The following is a 17,996-nucleotide window of genomic DNA, read 5'->3' as shown; positions in this document are numbered from 1 at the left end:
CCATGAGGAAAGTAGATATAACAGAATGTAAATATAACTATACATGCGCAGGAACAATCCTGCACGGAAATGACTGGAGGTGATACCAAAGCTGTTCCATGTAAAGCCCCACACCTACCCATCCGGTATGCCGTCCTCACCAGAGGAATTAATGAAACCAGAAGAGACATGACCGGTTCAGGCAGATACATTTAAACCCCCCATCCAGCACTCCCCGCACAATAATCTGCCTGAATCCGGAAATGGATACACCCCATAAACTTTTCTTGATCCGGGTTCCCTTCCCGGATCAATTACCGATATATTCTATTGTGTTTGCAGGGATGGTGTTCCCATGATCGCAGATACTGTTTCAAGGAGGTTTGAAGCTGAAACAGGCTTCTGAAACAAAGCTTCAGCTCCGGTTCTTTTCGCAAGATCAGGGATCATCTCATGATAAATTGAGGTACAGATGAGAAAGGAGACTGACGGACTGGTCCCTTTCATGACTTTCAGAAGGTCCATACCATTCATATCCGGCATTATCAGATCCAACGTTACGAGATCAGGCTTATTCTGATGAAACAATGATATTGCCTCAGCACCGGATGATGCTTTTCCGGTTACCTGATATCCGGCATTAGTTAATATGTCAGCCAAATAGTCCCGATGTGTGGGTTTGCCATCAACAACTAATATTCCGGGCATAAATGTCTCAAAGGTCCGGATTTGTTTCTTCGATTTTCTAATTATAAATATATGCCATGCAATACGTGAAATCCTTTTTAAAAACCAAATAGGCAGATGAAATGAATATATACGGTATAAATGAGCATCTGGCATATCGTTACCGGAATGCCATATCGGCAAAAAAGCATCATTGGAATATGTACTCCTCTCCTCTCTGCCTGCTGAATGATAATCACATTACTTGCTGCTCCCAGGATAGTGAGATTTCCAGCAATGGTACTTCCTGCAGCAAGAGCAAGGATGACAGATGGAGAGACACCTGGTGAGAGCAGGAGTGGCTGAAAAAGAGCTACAAAGGGAACATTTGAGATTACTTGTGAGAGTAGAACGCCTGCAGTCATAACAAAAAAAACGTCAGAAATTCCGGTCTCCGGGAGTAAATCCTGAAAAAAACCTGTGTCATAAACACTCTGCATAAGTATGAACATAGCTGCAAAAAAGATGAGGGTATACCAATCAATATCCTTGAAAAGCCGTATTTTGTCTTTTGAAAATACTACAACAGGGATTGCACCAGTTAATGCAATCCACTCAATTGGAATTGACCATTTCCATATCTGCAGCCCATCCAGGATCTGGAGACCAACTCCCACCACAAGGATAATGAATGAAAGATAAACAGGCCAGCGGTCTATCGCCATCCTACTTATAAGTAACATACAATCCAAGTTTTCAGGTTCTACCTTTCGAAAAAGAGGACGAAGAATTGCATAAATTACACCCATTGAAAGGATAGTTGGAATAAAAAGACCAATGAAAAAGAGCAAATATGGTGATAGTTCTGGTATGTAGGAAGCAATGAGATAATTTTGTGGATTGCCTATAGGACTGAACACACTTCCTGTTGTGACTGAAAAACAAAGGGCGATCATGGCCCCTGGTTTTGATATTAAAAAACGATCTGCGATCGTTAGGATGAGTGGTGCCCCGATGATAGCAATCGTGTCATTCATGAGCACCGCTGATAACAGTCCCATGGTCCCGATGATGAGAGCGAGTAACATTTCACCAGAATGTGCATGGTGACAGATCCAAGAGATACAATCCTCAAGTATGCCACTGGATTTCACCCCCTCTCCAATAACGAACATTCCAAGTAAAAAAAACATAACTCCTGGATTTATTGCATGGAATGCATCAGAAAGGGATATCTGACCAGTAAAAAGTACCCCACCTGCCCCGATAAGCATGATCTGCCATATGCGGATTGAGTACCCGCCAACCTGTCGAACAGCAATAAGGATAAAGACAAGAACCAGAATAACAAGAGCAAGCTGCGTGATAGCACCTCTCCGGGGGTAAATATATTCTTCTTCTGCTCTGATAATAACAAGGTACACAAAACCCTAAAAAAACCGGATATAATAATCTAGTGTATGAATTGTCCCAGGGTTTTTCTCATTCTTATTATATCTCTGCTTATCCTCTCATCCGGGGTGCTTGCCCTGGATTCAAAAGTACCAAAGGATGGCGTTGTGTTCGTTGGAGAGAATGATATTGACATTTCTGATTGTAATGTCCGTGCAGGTGATGAAATTGCATTCTGGAGTTCCGGTTCACCCGAAGGAACACCTGATTCACGGGCAAAGGTCATGGATGCCCGGCATTTTTTTGTAGATCCTGCGTTCTTTTCCGGGAAAACGGGGACATGGTATGGGCTGGTTAGTAAAAAACCAGTATTTAAGGTTGAAGATCCCTGGATTCAGTTTGATGTAGTTGAACAGGGGATTGATCATGAACCAGAATGGATTAAAAAAGGAAACCTAGTCTCATTTAAAATATCGACAAATATGTATGTGTTAAGTGAGCGTCCTGGTTCAGCAGGAGTTCCTGTCAGGATAAATCTTACCGGTCCGAATGAAACCGTTTACACTACACTCCAGTCTCCTACCGGGTCTTATAATCTTGAAAATATTTTTGTATACTATAGTCCTTTTGACACTGGTGCAGCGTGGGAAACGAAGGATGACACCATCTATCCGGAAGGTGAATATACTGCGTGGGCATCAATACAGGTGAATGATATTGGTGAGAAAAACCCTGGAGATGGTATCACCACAAGTCTGAAGACGACGATAACCCTGAGTAAAGTAAAACCTGAAGAAAAGAAACAAGATGAAACTGATGATGAAAAGGAAGAAAATGGAGCGAATGAATCTTCAGATGATGAGGAGGAGGAGTCAGAAACCCCTACACCAACCCCATCACCGACACCTGAACCAACCGAAGAGCCTACTCCTGTTCTAACCATTGATATTACACCAATTGTAACAAGTTCAGTTGAAGAAGTAACCGCACGACCAACAAAACCTCCTCTCCCCTCCCCTCCAAAGACATCTGATGAAAAAACCCCAAAACAACCACTTGGACTTTTTGTTTGCATATTATCCTTATCTGCGGTTTTTATTCTTGTCGGAAAAAGATTCCATTAACTTTTTTAGAGATACGGTGCCTCCGTGTATTCTGATGGTTCTATTACCCGTACCCTGATATTCCCTGATGACCCACGTTAGTACTACATGAAACGTGCACTCCTCTCAGTCTGGAATAAGGATGGAATAACAGACCTTGCCCGCAGCCTGCATTCAGCCGGGATTGAACTGCTGAGTTCAGGAGGTACAGCAAAAGTTCTCACAAATGCCGGAATTCCTCTTATTGAAGTATCAGAATATACCGGATTTCCGGAAATGATGGATGGCCGGGTCAAAACTCTTCACCCTTTAATTCATGGCGGAATTTTGGGGCGTAGAGGCATTGATGATGCCGTCATGCAGCAACATGCAATCGGCCCAATTGATCTCGTTGTCGTAAACCTCTATCCGTTTGAAGAGATGACAAAGCAGGGACTCCCCCTTGATGAACTTATTGAATTTATTGATATCGGGGGACCTGCCATGATTCGTGCAGCTGCGAAAAACTTCCAGGATGTGCTGGTTGTCATAGATCCGGCAGATTACCGGATCGTTATAGATACAATATCATCCGGAAAAGAATTTACGAAAGGTGAACGCCTGACTTTTGCCAGAAAGGTTTTCGCCAGGATGGCAGCATATGATGGGGCAATCAGCAATTATCTTTACAGCTTAGATCAGGAACTCCCGACGGTTTACTCAGCCCAGTTCAGGCATGGCCGGATGCTTAGGTATGGAGAGAATCCCCACCAGATTGCAGCAGTGTACGGTGAAGCAGGAATCGGTGGAAGTATCCCCCTTCAGGGAAAAGCGATGTCATATAATAATTACCTGGATGTTGATGCAGCTGTTGGTCTTCTTCGGGAGTTTGACGAGTGTGCTGCCGTTATCGTCAAACACAATAATCCCTGTGGTGTCGCAACAGGAAAGGATGTACTGTCAGTGTACAAAGCTGCCCGTGATGTTGATCCGGTATCTGCATATGGTGGCATCGTTGCTGTGAACTGTGAAGTACACGAAGATCTTGCCAGGGAGATAGCATCAACCTTCATTGAAGTGCTGGCAGCTCCTTTCTTCTCCCCCGAAGCCAGAGACATTTTGAAAGCAAAGGAGAACCTCCGATTACTACAGATTACTGAGCCTGTCAGCAAAGAAGCGATCCGGACAATTGACGGAGGTGCTCTTATTCAGGTCACTCCTGTGCAGCGTGAGGAATGGCAGGTTGTATCAGACCGCGATCCGACTGCTGATGAGGAGATTGCCATGATGCTGGCTATGAAAGTGTGCAAACACGTAAAAAGTAATGCAATAGTTTTTGCTGATAAGAACCGTGCACTTGGGATTGGTGCCGGACAGATGAGCAGAGTGGATAGTGCGAAGATTGCCATATCTAAAGCACAGTTTCCCCTGTCCGGTTCAGTTGTTGCATCTGATGCATTTTTGCCATTCTCTGATACTCTTGAGGTTGCTGCAGAAGCAGGAGCTACTGCCCTTATTCAGCCAGGTGGTTCTATCCGGGATAACGAGGTTATTGATGAAGCGAACCGTAGGAAAATGGCTATGGTCTTTACCGGAGTCAGGTATTTCAGGCACTGACCAAAGGAAGATGAACAACAAAACCATACACGTATTAGGCAGTTAGTAATGGCTTTACCATCCACAGCAGAACCATGTATCCCTTTGAAGGATATCATGCTTATGATGATCTCACGGATAGGTGAGATAGCACAGACGCTCCAGCAGGATGAGGTTGATTGTTTCATCTCTGAACTGATGCGGGCAGAACGGATTTTTGTGGTGGGAGCTGGCAGGTCAGGATTTGTTGCGAAATCCTTTGCCATGCGCCTTATGCATCTGGGATTTACATCATATGTGGTTGGTGAAACCGTCACCCCGGCATTTCATAAAAATGATACTCTGATAGCATTTTCAGGATCAGGAAAAACAAAATCAGTCCTTGAAGCATGTGAAACGACGAAACAGATTGGTGGAAATATCTGTCTGATTACCGGATGTAAAACATCACCGATGACAGAACTCGCTTCCTGTGTGGTGCTACTTAGTACCGAAGAGGAGAGTTGTCATATTGGATCTGATCATTTTGACCTTAGGCAGCTTCGTGGCGAGCACCGTTCGATTGCAGCAACCTGTACTCCGCTTGGTACGTTATTTGAGACTTCAGCTATGATATTTGCTGATTCTGTGGTTAGTATCCTCATTGAAATGAAGCACTGCACGGTTGAAGAAATTATGCACCGGTATACCAATATGCAGTAATCCATTCTCCTGATCTATTTTTGAAGATGATATATTCGGAGTTCTTCACCATCATCCAGGATCTCATTTCCAATAGTCTGAAAAAAGTATCCGAATTTTATAAATAACTCTTCACATTTCTCAAAATCCTGTAATGAGGAGATAAGTACCAATATCCTGCCATCAGGTGTTAACACTTCCGGAATCTGTAGTAAAAACCTGCGTAATGGCTCCCTCCCGTCAAAACCTCCATCGAGGGCATATTCGAGCCAGTCATCACATTTCTCCTCTGGGTGTGTCGGGATATAGGGGGGATTGAATAACACGAAAGTAAAAATCCGGCAAATTCCTGCTGCAATATCTGTTCTTACAACATTCAGCCCATTTAGTTTTGCCATAATCGCTGCATGGGGATTGATGTCTGTTGCAACGACGTATAAGCAACCGTCCAGGTGAGCAGCAATATACCCGCTTCCGGTTCCCACTTCAAGGACAATATCATCAGGTTTCAGTTCTTTTTGTGCATGACGCAGTAAAAAAAACGTATCTTCTCTTGGTGGGTATACCTGCGTCGGATCAGATACTGATCCGATTTGAAATGGTGGCAAAGTCTTCAAGATAGAGTGCCTCTGGTCGTGATGATAAAATCTCAGGATCAAGATCCTTAAGAACAGTTTCTATCTTTTCATTTCCATATGTTCCAGCCAATGCTTTCAGGGTGGACTGAACCGTTTTCCTCCGGCGTGTAAACAGTTCACGGACAATGTTTTCATATATCTGCCGGTTTTCAATCGCAAAAAGTGGTTCCCTGGGTTCAATCCACATAACGGTTGATCTGACTGCAGGGGGAGGTGAGAATGCTCCGGGTGGAAGATCAAAACACCTGTTTGCTCTGGCATATGTCTGAAGCATGATAGAAAGTCTTCCACATTCACGAGTTCCCGGGTGAGCCATCATCCGATCAGCAAACTCTTTTTGGTACATGAGGATTGCTGCTTCAAATCCGATATCAAGAAGCCGGAATGTTATCGGTGAAGAGATGGAGTAAGGAAGATTTGCCATTACTATTTCAAATGGCGGGAGGGGAACCTTGACAGCATCTCCGTGAATTATGGTAAGAGATCCATCCGCAAGTTCTGACGCAAATCGGGAAGATAACTTGTCAATGAGATTTGCATCAAGTTCTACAGAGACGACTCTGGCACCCCGATCGAGAAGTGCCTGAGTCAGAATACCAGCACCAGGACCTATTTCAAGAACGATTCTTCCTGAAATGTCCAGAATGTCTGCAATACGAGCGACAATCCGAGGATCGGTCAAAAAGTGCTGATCCCGGTAAGCTCTCATCGTGAGGTAAAGAGGTGGTATTTGACATTCGGATCCTGAATTTCTTCCAAAATCCGGTTGAGTATCATCCGATCAGGATGCGGGATTGTTTTAATCCGCTGAGAGATATCAGCAAATGATTCAAACTGCTTTTTCTCCCGCTCTTCGATGATCTCCCACATCAGCTTCTTTCCAATTCCTGGAAGCAGGTGAAGCATATGGAGTTTGGGGGTAATCGGGATCGAACGGTTGTAAAAATCTACAAATTCCTTTTCTCGATCTTTTACTATTCGTTCGATACCAAAAGACAGTTCCTGAACGGCACTGTGTGTCAGTTCATCAAACCTGAGTCGGCGTTTTACCCGCTCAATCTTTGGACGCTCTCCCCCTCCGATATATACGAGTTCACCAATGTCGAGGTTTGGGGTTTTTGGAATCAGTTCAAGTAGTTTGAACTGCTCAACTCCCACCGCCTGGACTATTGGTTCCCTTCGGTACATGGGCCTTGGATCATCTGGATATCCCTTCGGGAGGATATCCAAAACTACTGCATTGATCTCTTTTTTCTCCTCTTTCATGAGAATCTACCTATCTGAAGTGGGAAATCACCAGATCAATGATAGCATCCAGTTCTTCGGGGGTGTGTGAAAACTTATCTCTTCCAAATACTGCCCGCACTTCATCCCGTGTACGTGGCATAACACTTGCAATACGGTATGCCACGTCAGGTTTTACTTTATCAAGCTGTAGCAGTGCCTGCACAAGTTCTGCTGACTTTTCTGCAGATGTTTTTGAGATCTGATTGGCATGTTCAATACTCCGCCGAAGCTCATATGACATCTCTTTGCCCTTTTCAAGACGTGCCGCTTCCACATTCAGGAGCTCTTCTTTCAGTTCGGGGAGAGTAATTGCTTTTTCCTGCAGGATTCCTTTTATCTTCATGCCAATCTTCCTCTATTTTCGTTTAGTACTGCTGTGCACGGAGGTGCTGTGGACGGGAGATGACCGTTTTGTTTTTGTTACCATCACGGATCTCTACAAGCCAGGCACGACCACGCTGACCGACAACTGAGCCGGTCTTGCCATGGAATCTGCGGTGAGGCATTCCTTTCTGAATGCTCGGTTCACAAACAATATGAACCTTTTGACCAATCTCAAACTTCTGGATAACCAGGGTTACCGGGAGAACACCACGTGATCTGAGATCTTTCTTAAATTTATACCGCGTCTTTTTTCTTGGTCCGTTATGAAGTGCCATGAGATTTCACCTGATCTATCCCTTCCACGTGGATTACATCGAGTTGTACTACGCGAGCAGGGGTTTTCAGGACCTCTGTCAAACTAGGCGTAGTCCGTCCCTGGTCACCGGATATCAGCTCTTTAATATACAGGCCGGATTCACCGGTGACCTCAAGTACGAAGTCTTTACCCTCTTTTCCTGTATATCTGATATCGAGAACGCCCCGTTCACGTACTTTATCTGCCCTCCGGTGGGCTACACGTATTGGCGTGCGCTGACGTATTATAGCCCCCGATAGTTGCTGTACTGCTGATTGAAGGGCGGTTTCCGGGACGGAACCGTCTATATCGACCAGAATCCTGTATTTTTTATGCCCCTTGTGGCTCTTTAAGGTTTCCACCTCAGACCGTGCACTCCATCTGATATCAGCAACTCCTACCCTGCCTTCATTGTAGGTATTTATAGCATTCTGGAGTTCTTCCGGGTTTGCATCCCTAATATGAGGATTGACTATCTCAAGCACAAAAGGTCTACCTGATCCTATCATCACAGCATCAATATCTTCTCTTCCGGCACCATGAAGGATAACTCGTTCAGCCTTAAATATCGGAAGAAGCGGTTTTCCTATGAGTTCTTCCACAGAATCCTGGTATTGTTTTCCAGTACCGGAACATGCCTCACACCCGGCGCCCTTACATGATCTGCATGTCCAGTGTGTCTGCGGAATTCCCCGCTCATATTTGAGATATCTTCCGTAGAGAAAGAGAGGACGGATTTGGACTTCAATGGTGTCTTCGCTGATATTGAGGACTGCAATTAGATCTGGATTTTTTGTATCTCCTACAAGGGTGGATTTTGCAGCAACACACTTCCCTACTTCGCGATTGATTTCTGATTTGAGCGGTTCAGGATCAGAGAGTCCGAGATCACTCCACACCATCTCCTCAGATTCACTCATAAGGGGAGGAACCTTCGATCCGATTACAAAGGTTTTTCCTTCAATTCCTGATAACGCTTCAATTACACGTTCTGCCCATGAATCGGTAGTCTTAAAAAAATCCCCACAAATCCAGCAGGGCTCCTTCTGTTCCATGTATGGCTGATTCAGGGACAAGGCAGCTGAAATCCGAATCCCTTTTCCTCTCATATCATTTGAGAGGCCAAAGGACCGCTTCGCTACCATCCGACCAAGACAATGGTCACAAATATCTCCATATTCTGTTACTTTCTGGTATAATTCAGTCAGTTCCATCCTGATCTCCTTCGGTCGATTTCGTTGAGGATAAGAACAATTGCATGATCTGCATGGACAATTGCCGGTCCGAGAGAATATTTCGGAAGATCCCTGATGCAACTCATCTCCTCCTCTGAAAAGTTCCGGTTGTCTGAGAGAAGGAATGCATCTGGCATATCTTCAGAGGCTATATTCCGGATATCTGTCCCCGATTCATCAAGAACAGCATAGTTTTTCTCTGTAAGCTGATCTGCCAGAACTCCTTTCCTGATTAAAAGGCCCGGACCTGCTTCCCGGAATGTTTTTCCAGTAGGAATCGCCAGCGTTTTTTTTATATACGAGGCAATGTTTCGCTCATCTGGTGACATGCTTCTGAGTGCTGATCCATCAAACCGGATAATTTTACCTGGATGTGGCGGACCTAGAAGCATGATATCACAGATGGTATCTTCCCGGATGCCGTGGGACAAAAAAAGTGATGATGCGATTGCCCGACAAAGGAGGTCCATTCGCCCTCCTCCCCCAGGCAGGTCATTTAACGAGAATGATGCATCGGTACTTGCGGTATGGCCAATGACGGTAAACGATGTCATCAGCCCATTTTCCCGAACTTCTTCATCAACCGCTGCATCCCCTTCTCTCCGCCTTTCAATCCTTTAAATGTCCGTTTCATCATCTTGTAATATTTGATAAGTTCACGGACTTCCTCAAGATTCGCACCTGCCCCTTGTGCAATCCGTTGGATACGTGAACCATTCAGAACTGTTGGATCATCAAGTTCCACAGATGTCATTGAGTCCATGATAACCCGGTATTTGCTCATCTTTGAAGCGGTTACATCAAGTGCTTCTGTCGGAAGATCCATTCCTCCAAGTGGCAGCATGGAAAGAACCTGTTTTAATGGGCCCATTTTATTTACTGCCTCAAGCTGGCGATACATATCCCGAAGAGTGAATTTTCCGGAAAGCATGGCATTGACGTCAATATCCTGTTCGTCAATAGACTCCTGAACACGTTCTGCGAGGGCTTTCAGATCACCCATACCAAGCAGCCGGGATATGTAACTATTTGGATCAAACCACTCAAGATCCTCGATGGTTTCTCCCTGACCAATGAAGACGATACCCGAGCCAGTCTCAGCAACTGCCGACATGGCACCACCACCTTTTGCTGTACCGTCCATCTTGGTGATGATGACACCATCAATGTTTACCGCTTCATGGAATCTACGTGCCTGCTCCCGTGCCTGCTGACCCAGAGCTGCATCTAATACAAGCCATCGGTGTGTTGCTTTTGTAATTTCATTTAGATCAATGATCTCTGTAATGAGTTCATCTTCAAGGGCATGACGCCCCTGAGTATCTACAATGATAACTTCTTCTTTGAGCTTTGCAAGTCCCTCTCTGACAATCTTCCTGGCATCATGCTCTTTTGGATCACCATAGCAGGGAACATTGACTTTGTCACAAAGTGTCTTGACCTGGGTATATGCACCAGGTCTGAAGGTATCAGCACAGATAACGGCAACCCGCATCCCTTTTCGTTTGAAGAACCTGGCTAGCTTGGCGGTTGTTGTTGTTTTACCTGATCCCTGAAGACCAGCCATCAGGATTACCTGTTTCCCCAGAGTTACTTCCACTTTTTTACCGACAAGGGCAACAAGTTCCTCATACACAATACGAAGAACATGTTCCCGTGCAGTAACTCCTTTAGGAGGCTGTTCATCAAGAGCCCGTTTTTTGATGGTCTGCGATAGTTGCATGACCTGCTTGACATTGACATCAGACTGCAGAAGAGCACGTTGGAGATCTTTTACCAGTTCTTCTACTGCAGTCCGGTCAATCACGGTTTTGCCGGCCAGTTTACGCAGGGCATCCTTCAGGTTTGATCCCAGGTTATCAAGCATTATGTATCACCAAGCAGGTCTTCTACGACAAGGCCCGGATTAAAGGCCATAACATCATCATATCCCTGTCCGGTACCGATGAAAAGGAGTGGCTTTCCAACAGCATGGGCTATGGAAATCGCTGCTCCGCCTTTTGGATCCATATCTACCTTTGTGAGCATGATGGCATCCATTCCCACAGATTTTGAAAATTCTTCAGCCCGGATGACTGCATCATTTCCGGCAACTGCTTCATCAACATATACAATGAGGTCTGGTTTGATGACTCTTCGGATTTTTGCCAGCTGGTTCATCAGGTTTGCCCGGTTATGAAACCGCCCTGCTGTGTCTCCGAGAACAACATCGATCTTATGTGCCCGGGCATACTCAACAGTATCAAACAGGACGGCTGTTGGATCAGATCCTTCCTGATGCTGGATTACCTTCACCCCAAGCCGTTCTCCATGAACATCTATCTGTTCGATCGCTCCTGCACGGAAGGTATCACCAGCGCCCAGAACAACTGAAAACCCGTTATTTTGTAAAAATCGGGTTACCTTTGCAATAGAGGTTGTTTTACCTGTTCCATTTACTCCGGTGAAGAGAATCTTTACGGGACGTTCATGTTCCCGGATAAATGCACAGATATCTACTCCCTCTCCCAACACGCCCAATAGGGCATCAGCGAGGGCATTTTTAACAATCGAATCAACAGAAGTTCCGATCTTCCGTTTTGATCCAGATAGATCCTTCTTTATTCTCGAGAGGATTTCTTCAGTAACAGAAAAGGCAACATCACTTTCAAGCAATCCCATCTCAAGCTCGTCAAGGATGTCACTGATGTCTTTTTCTGAGATTATGAATTCCCTGTCACGGACAAAGGAGACGATCTTTTCAGTAAATCCTGCCGGAGTTTTTTTCTCAGGTTCAAGAGCCGGACTCTTTTCTGGCACCGGTTCTGAATGAGGAAGTGCTTTTGATACAGGCTCCGGAGTATTCGAAGGTTCCGGTGCTGTTTCTTCAATAGTTTTTTCCAGTTTTTTTCTGGCAGAAAAGAGTTTTTCTTTGAGTGCTTTGAACATGTTCCGTCACCTGCTGCCAATACAAAAGAGCAGGAGTTTACTGGAGGGAACCTGCACCCTGTTGTTCAGCCTGCGCCTGTCTGTATAATTGTTCGAGACGTTTCTGGATATCTTTAACTTGTGCATCAATTTTTTGCAGGACTTCGGTTAGATTTTTGGCAGATGCTTCCATCTCCTTAATGCGATCCTGCAGGTATGATATTGCACCTGAGTTCGTTTTCTGAACAATGATATCAGAACCAATACTGACAAAAACTTCATCTGGCTGGACAATGTTTGCCCTGATATTCAGTCCGCCACCAATTGGCATGAATACCGGTGATTCCCCTGCTTCAGCGAGGGCATTGAGTGTCTCTATTGAAGCATTTGCCTCACGGATTCCTTCTTCCATAATTCCAAGCTGGCGGGAGTATACTTCGGCCTGCTGGGTATATTGATTCAGGTAATTCTGAAGAGACTGAACTTCCCGGGGGTCAACAGGGGCCACTGGTATCACTCTCCACTCACTTCAGAGATAGATTCAACTTTTATGTAAGGGCGGGCAAGGCGGTGCTTGCTGCCGATTATTGCATAAATCCGCTCTTCTGCCTGGGTGGCATTCGGTGCAGAAAGAACCTTTGTGTATGGTTTCCAGAAGTCACGCTTCTCCTGATAGGTTCCTTTTACTTCAAATTTCTTCTCTTCCATCTTTATTCCTCCTCAAAACCTAAAATATCTTCAATTCTGCCGAGTTCATATCCGCTTGTCCCGACTCCGGCCAGGTATCCGTGGCGGTTTGCAACAAGACCGGTTCCGACCATTGCATTCCCCATGGTAACAGTTCCTTTACCTACAGGCAGGTCACAGACTTCTTCCAGTATTTTTATCTCACCTGGAGTGCTTCGGGGACTGACAACAACACCCGCATTCGTTGCAACAGCTGCCATTCCTACGGTTTTTATCTCACCAAGGGTAAGGGGGATTACCGGGACTTTTAAAAACTCACTCAATGCTTCCATGAGTTCTTCTTCCATTTCCGGGTGAACTGCTGCAAAAGAATCATTTGCTAGAATGACATTTCCTGCAGCATTCATGCCCTCCTCAAGTAGCATCAGATCTCGGTATTCTGAAAGGATCTCGATCTCTTCATCGGATGCCATACCGGTGATGACCAGACCATGATTGTTACCAGCCAGCAAAGATCCGATAATCGGACTTTTCTGGATCGTCGTCCGGATAACATCAACCTTGAGAGCTTCCTGATACTGCTGAATGAGTTCCTCTGGTGCATCTGGTGGAACAACCGCGATATCGTCAAATACGCGGGTGAAAACGCCTATGTGGGGATCTCCGGCTATCGAGACAAAACGATCCATCTACTCCTCAGCCAGCTCAGCCTGAACATGCCCGTCTTCGAGCTTCATTGCCCGAACGCGGACCTTTGCAGGTGGCTTTTCTGTTCCCCTTGACCAGATCTTTTCATTAATATCCTGACCAAGGCGAACATCGTCACTTTTCATGTGGCGGCACAAGAATGCACGGATATCTTTCATTGCTTTTGCACTCCGGCGCCATCGTGGCACTCTCTTTACTCCCCCAAGGGGAATTACATACATCTGTTCCTGAAGTTTCTCAACCATGGATAATCACACCTTCAGGGTGCTCCGCCGCCAGCTGTGACGCTGTGGGTGGGCCATTACTGCTCTGGCTGTCTTTACCATAACCCACTGGGGAACTCTGCGGTTCTGAGTGGTCTTTTTAGATAACCGAATCTTTCGGCACTTTGTCAGTTTGCTCATGATACACCTATGAATTGTTCTTTCTGCCGGTAATGAGGGATTGCTGATGGGCAGGCGGGAAGTATTGAGCGGGAGAAAGACCTCTTTTTATGAGTTCTTCACGGATCCCAGTTTCATAATCCCCGTTTTTGATCTCTCCTGTTTCTCCATATGATACCGTGAGATACCGGGAAACAAGTCTCTCTACCTCACGTTTTGGAAATCCGATAAGAGGCCTGATATAGGAACATCCATATCGATCTCCGATACTTCGGATTTCATCATCGGAAAGCAGGGGTACCCGATCACCAAACCGCGTCCCATCAGCTACCACATCATATAATCCACAAAGTTCCCGGATTGCTTCACGATGAACCTTCTGGATTCCATTATTTGGAAAACCTTCCTGTACAATGAGGTCAACAATTTCATGCAGGAAATCTTCTCCAAATGTATGCACATGATGAGGAAACCCAAGTGACGCAGCAGCCTCCTTTACGTTTGTGATACTGGCATTCTGGCTTAAGAGAAAGGTATTCAGTTCGACCTCATACCAGGTGGAGAGGAGAATGGCAGCAATAGAGCTGTCCTTTCCACCTGAAAAGAGGACGCCGGCCTTCATCCCTTCCGCCTGATATTGAATTCCCGTTTTGCCGGGGTCACCTGCTGGAGGATGACCTTCAATTGTTCATCTGTTATTTTTGCCTTGATTCTGCCGCTTTGTGCGAGCATTACCAGTTGTTGCTCAACAGCCCGTGCAAAATCAGGCTTGGTGAGTTTGATGGTATTGAGTCGCTCCCTGGCTTCCGGCTCAAGAATCTGCATGAGTGCCATCTGCATCTGCGCATCATACTGCTGTTGACGGTCAATCTCCTGCTGTTGTACTGCAGCCTGTTGCTGCATTTCTGCCATTTTTCTTCGACGGATTTCTGCCAGCTCGTCTTCTCCCATCTTTTTCACCAACACCAATCACTGGTTTTCTTTACTGACTGTATAGGCTATTCCATCCAGGAATGAAGTTCCTGCTGGAGTAATGACTCTACCGTTCTTCTGTTTTGCAACAAATCCAGCTGCTTCAAGCTGCTGAAGTGATTTACGCAGGATAGAGCCACTTCCTTTTACAGACTTGCCCGGTTTTGATCCACGGTTTTTCTTACCGCCATAAACCGAGCGCATTCTCTCAACACCGACCGGTCCATCAACATATACACGCCTGAGAACAGCTGCTGCTCTGGTGTACCACCATTCCGGATCTTCCGGAGGCATCTCACGGTGTGTTCCGGTCTTTACAAATGGTGCCCATTCAGGCGCGGTTATTTCGGCTTTTTCCTTCAGTTCCGTTGCCGCTTTTGCGATGAGCTTGTCAGCCGGAACATCATATACAGTAGTCATCGATAGTCCACACTCTCAATACGGATAGTAGTCTCTACTTATACGCGTGTAGTATTCATATATATTTCGAGGTTCCGATTATCGGAACATCTGAGGATCTCCAAGGACCATGGTTCTTCCACGGACCTGAAGGAGTTTTGTTTTGCTTTCTGTCGCAACAGATATTGGATCGACATCAACTGATGCAAGCCACTTTACCTTGATTACTTTTCTGACTTTTACTTGTCCCTTGATCTCATCAATTATTGTGTCGGTTATTCCCTGTTTTCCAACCCATATAGTCGGTTTCAGATCATGAAATGCGGGATTCGCTTGCTTTTTCTTTTCCATTGATATTTTTGCTCCTGCTTATTGGAAATCTGCGGTGCCATCCACAGGAGAGGCAGGTTATAATGACCCGCCCCCGATATATTCGAACTGTTCCAGTCCTCCCGGGAACCAGATATGAATTGCACTTTCTGCAATATCTTCTCCTTAGTTCAGGAGGAATCCGTATCCGTTCCTTCATGGCAATCAGACGGGCTTGTCTGACACAGTGATGACTATATTCCGGATCCCACTGAAAGAAAGATTCAGCCTGGGAAAACAAGATCAAGATCCGTTCCATAGCTATATGCTTTCTATCAGAACGCGGATATCTTCGACTCATATTTCAAGGCAATATTCTAACTCTACGCCCTTCAATTCTCAATCTGTGCTCGAAAAAGAGCCTGACTGCATCTGGGTACGCCTGGTGCTCTTCAATCAGGATTCGGGAAGAAAGACTCTCTTCATCATCATCATCCAGGACCGGGACTGTTCGCTGGATAATTACCGGCCCTGCGTCCATATCCCTGGTTACAAAATGGACCGTGCATCCGGCTACTTTTGTCCCATAATCAAGTGCCTGCTGTTGTGCATGAAGTCCCGCAAAAGCAGGAAGGAGAGAAGGATGGATATTTATCATCTTTCCGTGGTATGTATCAACAATCCTGTCGCCTAACAGACGCATATAACCGGCCAGGATAATGAGATCCGGATTATACCGCGCAATTACTTCCATCAAAGCCTCTTCATATCGGATTTTATCTGAAAATGATTTATAAGAGACGACTTCATGTGGAATTCCTGCTTTATTTGCTCGTGTGATAGCGTACGCATCCGGATTATCGGTGATGAGACAGACACATCGTGCATGAATGGATCCTTCCTTCACCCGGTCAATGATAGCCTGAAAATTTGATCCTCTTCCTGATGCCAGGACAACGAAGGTTCCCTGCTTCATCCCTCTTTCTCCTGTTCTTCATTTGTGAGAAGAGGTGGAATACGGATTAATTTTAAACGATTGATTCTTTTTCCGGTCATCTGTATTACCACCAGTCGGACTCCTTCTTCAGGTAATTCGCATACATCGCCAATCCGGGGAATATTTCCCAGCCGTTCGATAAATAGTCCTGCTATCGTTTCATAGGTTTCACTCATCGGCAGGAAAAGGTTGAGTTCCTTATTGAGATCCTCAACCCACATCCTGGCATCGACCGAATACACATCATCTGCAACTCTGACTAGTTCATGTTCTTCGGTATCAAATTCGTCAAGAATGTCTCCGACCAGTTCTTCAAGTATGTCCTCAACCGTAATAATTCCAACAAAGCTCCCATACTCATCTAAAACGATGGCCATATGGGTTTTTTTGACACGTAATTCCCGCAGCAGGTCATCAATATTCTTTGTCTCCGGGACAAAAAGGGGTTCAGATAGCAAATCGACAATAGATCGTCCTTCCTGTTTTTCAAGCATTGAAAAAATTGCATCCTTGACATTGAGCACTCCCCGGATTGTATCGATATTTTCATGCCAAACCGGCAAGCGGGAGAAACCGGTTGTTTTGAAGATGTCCAATGCCTCATCTGAACTTGCAGTATCTTCAATCATGACAACATCAATCCTGGGTGTCATAACTTCGCGCACACGGGTGTCAGCAAATTCAAAAACCGAGTGCAACATCTCCTGCTCGTCTTTTTCTATTGTTCCTTCTTCCTGTCCAACATCAATCCATTCCTTGATCTCTTCTTCAGTGATCATATGATGAGCAAAAGCTCCTGCCCCGGTCATCTTTCCGGCCAGAGCATTAAATATGTAAATCACCGGTGAGAAGAATCGTGAAAGAAGAAGAATAAATGGAGAGAGACGTAAAGCCAGCTTGGTAGCATTTCTTGTCGCATACATTTTCGGCCATATCTCTCCAAAGATAAGCAGTAATATCACAACGACAATTGTAGCTACTGATACGGCAAGCCCTGTTTCACCAAAAAATCCAATTGATACAGCTGTTGCAACAGATGCCGCAAGAATATTTACAATGTTATTGCCGATAAGAATGGTGATCAGAAATCGATCCGGACTTTTTTTCAGGGTTGCTAGGGCTTCTGATCCTTGTTCTTTTTCATTGACAAGGGTTCTGACCTTTGCCCTGGTTATTGAGAATAATGCAACTTCTGAGCCGGAAAAAAATCCGGACAGAATGAGGCAAAACAAGAAAATAATTAAGTATAGGTAGTATTCTATCATTCACCAATCACGCCGGAATACGGCATAGACTAATTGATTTTCCACAGGTGCCATGGCATTCATGAACCTCTGTCTTACTGTTCTTACATGATATTGTTAACAAAAAGAAAAAGATACCTCTAAAACAATGTTGG

27 protein-coding genes are annotated in these 17,996 nt (G+C 45.1%); 4 read left to right on the top strand and 23 right to left on the bottom strand.

Translation table 11 applies throughout. The annotated features are described in order from the left end of the window. Window positions 1-69: 69 nt before the first annotated feature. Entirely contained in the window at window positions 70-195 is a 126-nt protein-coding gene (locus tag KSK55_RS16455; protein ID WP_256663965.1) for a hypothetical protein, read from the top strand. Between the two features lie 111 nt (window positions 196-306). Here KSK55_RS16455 and KSK55_RS08785 read toward each other — a convergent pair whose 3' ends face one another. Both KSK55_RS08785 and KSK55_RS08780 read right to left on the bottom strand, forming a co-directional pair. Then, on the bottom strand, window positions 307-687 hold the full coding sequence (locus KSK55_RS08785; RefSeq protein ID WP_218606626.1) for a response regulator: 381 nt from the start codon (window positions 685-687) through the stop codon (window positions 307-309). Window positions 688-764: 77 nt separating this feature from the next. After that, window positions 765-2,069, bottom strand: coding sequence for an ArsB/NhaD family transporter (locus KSK55_RS08780; RefSeq protein ID WP_218606625.1), 1,305 nt, complete (start codon window positions 2,067-2,069; stop codon window positions 765-767). Window positions 2,070-2,105: 36 nt separating this feature from the next. Between KSK55_RS08780 and KSK55_RS08775 the strand changes: the two genes are divergently transcribed. From KSK55_RS08775 to hxlB, 3 genes are all read left to right on the top strand, one after another. Further along, window positions 2,106-3,161 carry a DUF3821 domain-containing protein gene (locus KSK55_RS08775; protein ID WP_218606624.1) on the top strand — a complete coding sequence of 352 codons (1,056 nt, stop codon included), beginning with the start codon at window positions 2,106-2,108 and terminating at the stop codon, window positions 3,159-3,161. Between the two features lie 87 nt (window positions 3,162-3,248). Then, window positions 3,249-4,736, top strand: coding sequence for a bifunctional phosphoribosylaminoimidazolecarboxamide formyltransferase/IMP cyclohydrolase (purH, locus tag KSK55_RS08770; RefSeq protein ID WP_218606623.1), 1,488 nt, complete (start codon window positions 3,249-3,251; stop codon window positions 4,734-4,736). 48 nt (window positions 4,737-4,784) lie between these two features. After that, window positions 4,785-5,417, top strand: coding sequence for a 6-phospho-3-hexuloisomerase (hxlB, locus tag KSK55_RS08765; protein WP_250545211.1), 633 nt, complete (start codon window positions 4,785-4,787; stop codon window positions 5,415-5,417). A gap of 14 nt (window positions 5,418-5,431) precedes the next feature. Here hxlB and KSK55_RS08760 read toward each other — a convergent pair whose 3' ends face one another. The 21 genes from KSK55_RS08760 to KSK55_RS08660 form a co-directional block, all read right to left on the bottom strand. Further along, on the bottom strand, window positions 5,432-6,013 hold the full coding sequence (locus KSK55_RS08760) for a HemK2/MTQ2 family protein methyltransferase (protein ID WP_256663964.1): 582 nt from the start codon (window positions 6,011-6,013) through the stop codon (window positions 5,432-5,434). Continuing rightward, window positions 5,973-6,743: a 16S rRNA (adenine(1518)-N(6)/adenine(1519)-N(6))-dimethyltransferase RsmA gene (gene rsmA / locus KSK55_RS08755; protein WP_218606622.1), complete on the bottom strand. Its 771-nt coding sequence runs from the start codon at window positions 6,741-6,743 to the stop codon at window positions 5,973-5,975. Before rsmA ends, KSK55_RS08760 begins: the two co-directional genes overlap by 41 nt. Further along, the gene (locus tag KSK55_RS08750) at window positions 6,740-7,300 is read right to left on the bottom strand and encodes a DUF655 domain-containing protein (protein ID WP_214420084.1); all 561 of its coding nucleotides are present in this window, start codon (window positions 7,298-7,300) and stop codon (window positions 6,740-6,742) included. The genes rsmA and KSK55_RS08750 overlap by 4 nt, the downstream gene beginning before the upstream one ends. Window positions 7,301-7,310: 10 nt before the next feature. Next, window positions 7,311-7,664, bottom strand: coding sequence for an RNA polymerase Rpb4 family protein (locus KSK55_RS08745; RefSeq protein WP_214420085.1), 354 nt, complete (start codon window positions 7,662-7,664; stop codon window positions 7,311-7,313). A 22-nt stretch (window positions 7,665-7,686) separates the two neighbouring features. Next, window positions 7,687-7,980: a 50S ribosomal protein L21e gene (locus tag KSK55_RS08740; RefSeq protein ID WP_214420086.1), complete on the bottom strand. Its 294-nt coding sequence runs from the start codon at window positions 7,978-7,980 to the stop codon at window positions 7,687-7,689. Beyond that, the gene (locus tag KSK55_RS08735; RefSeq protein ID WP_218606621.1) at window positions 7,967-9,214 is read right to left on the bottom strand and encodes a tRNA pseudouridine(54/55) synthase Pus10; all 1,248 of its coding nucleotides are present in this window, start codon (window positions 9,212-9,214) and stop codon (window positions 7,967-7,969) included. The genes KSK55_RS08740 and KSK55_RS08735 overlap by 14 nt, the downstream gene beginning before the upstream one ends. Then, entirely contained in the window at window positions 9,205-9,789 is a 585-nt protein-coding gene (gene trmY / locus KSK55_RS08730; protein WP_218606620.1) for a tRNA (pseudouridine(54)-N(1))-methyltransferase TrmY, read from the bottom strand. Before trmY ends, KSK55_RS08735 begins: the two co-directional genes overlap by 10 nt. After that, on the bottom strand, window positions 9,789-11,102 hold the full coding sequence (locus KSK55_RS08725) for a signal recognition particle protein Srp54 (protein ID WP_214420089.1): 1,314 nt from the start codon (window positions 11,100-11,102) through the stop codon (window positions 9,789-9,791). The genes trmY and KSK55_RS08725 overlap by 1 nt, the downstream gene beginning before the upstream one ends. Next, window positions 11,102-12,163, bottom strand: coding sequence for a signal recognition particle-docking protein FtsY (gene ftsY, locus KSK55_RS08720; protein WP_218606619.1), 1,062 nt, complete (start codon window positions 12,161-12,163; stop codon window positions 11,102-11,104). Before ftsY ends, KSK55_RS08725 begins: the two co-directional genes overlap by 1 nt. A gap of 37 nt (window positions 12,164-12,200) precedes the next feature. Further along, complete coding sequence (pfdA, locus tag KSK55_RS08715) at window positions 12,201-12,650, bottom strand: prefoldin subunit alpha (RefSeq protein ID WP_214420091.1); 450 nt, start codon at window positions 12,648-12,650, stop codon at window positions 12,201-12,203. Between the two features lie 5 nt (window positions 12,651-12,655). Further along, entirely contained in the window at window positions 12,656-12,850 is a 195-nt protein-coding gene (gene rpl18a / locus KSK55_RS08710; protein WP_214420092.1) for a 50S ribosomal protein L18Ae, read from the bottom strand. A gap of 2 nt (window positions 12,851-12,852) precedes the next feature. Next, window positions 12,853-13,518, bottom strand: coding sequence for a translation initiation factor IF-6 (locus KSK55_RS08705; protein WP_218606618.1), 666 nt, complete (start codon window positions 13,516-13,518; stop codon window positions 12,853-12,855). Next, window positions 13,519-13,782, bottom strand: coding sequence for a 50S ribosomal protein L31e (locus KSK55_RS08700; RefSeq protein ID WP_214420094.1), 264 nt, complete (start codon window positions 13,780-13,782; stop codon window positions 13,519-13,521). It abuts the gene before it with no gap. A gap of 6 nt (window positions 13,783-13,788) precedes the next feature. Next, window positions 13,789-13,941, bottom strand: a complete 153-nt coding sequence (locus tag KSK55_RS08695; RefSeq protein WP_011449956.1) for a 50S ribosomal protein L39e — start codon at window positions 13,939-13,941, stop codon at window positions 13,789-13,791. A 7-nt stretch (window positions 13,942-13,948) separates the two neighbouring features. Continuing rightward, entirely contained in the window at window positions 13,949-14,542 is a 594-nt protein-coding gene (locus KSK55_RS08690; protein ID WP_214420095.1) for a DUF7411 family protein, read from the bottom strand. Continuing rightward, window positions 14,539-14,871 (bottom strand): DNA-binding protein, encoded by a 333-nt coding sequence (locus tag KSK55_RS08685; RefSeq protein WP_214420096.1) that lies wholly within the window; start codon window positions 14,869-14,871, stop codon window positions 14,539-14,541. Before KSK55_RS08685 ends, KSK55_RS08690 begins: the two co-directional genes overlap by 4 nt. 18 nt (window positions 14,872-14,889) lie before the next feature. Further along, entirely contained in the window at window positions 14,890-15,312 is a 423-nt protein-coding gene (locus KSK55_RS08680; protein WP_214420097.1) for a 30S ribosomal protein S19e, read from the bottom strand. 78 nt (window positions 15,313-15,390) lie between these two features. Beyond that, window positions 15,391-15,642 (bottom strand): YhbY family RNA-binding protein, encoded by a 252-nt coding sequence (locus tag KSK55_RS08675; RefSeq protein ID WP_214420098.1) that lies wholly within the window; start codon window positions 15,640-15,642, stop codon window positions 15,391-15,393. Next, window positions 15,605-15,919 carry a ribonuclease P protein component 4 gene (locus tag KSK55_RS08670; RefSeq protein ID WP_256663963.1) on the bottom strand — a complete coding sequence of 105 codons (315 nt, stop codon included), beginning with the start codon at window positions 15,917-15,919 and terminating at the stop codon, window positions 15,605-15,607. The genes KSK55_RS08675 and KSK55_RS08670 overlap by 38 nt, the downstream gene beginning before the upstream one ends. 45 nt (window positions 15,920-15,964) lie before the next feature. Beyond that, window positions 15,965-16,576 carry a phosphoribosylglycinamide formyltransferase gene (gene purN / locus KSK55_RS08665; RefSeq protein WP_218606616.1) on the bottom strand — a complete coding sequence of 204 codons (612 nt, stop codon included), beginning with the start codon at window positions 16,574-16,576 and terminating at the stop codon, window positions 15,965-15,967. Further along, window positions 16,573-17,829, bottom strand: coding sequence for a hemolysin family protein (locus KSK55_RS08660; protein WP_306127206.1), 1,257 nt, complete (start codon window positions 17,827-17,829; stop codon window positions 16,573-16,575). The genes purN and KSK55_RS08660 overlap by 4 nt, the downstream gene beginning before the upstream one ends. Window positions 17,830-17,996: the final 167 nt, after the last annotated feature.

This window comes from Methanospirillum hungatei, assembly GCF_019263745.1.
In the GTDB taxonomy this organism is placed as follows: domain Archaea; phylum Halobacteriota; class Methanomicrobia; order Methanomicrobiales; family Methanospirillaceae; genus Methanospirillum; species Methanospirillum purgamenti.
The sequence above is the reverse complement of the archived record's forward strand: the minus strand, read 5'-3'. Positions and strand labels throughout refer to the sequence as shown.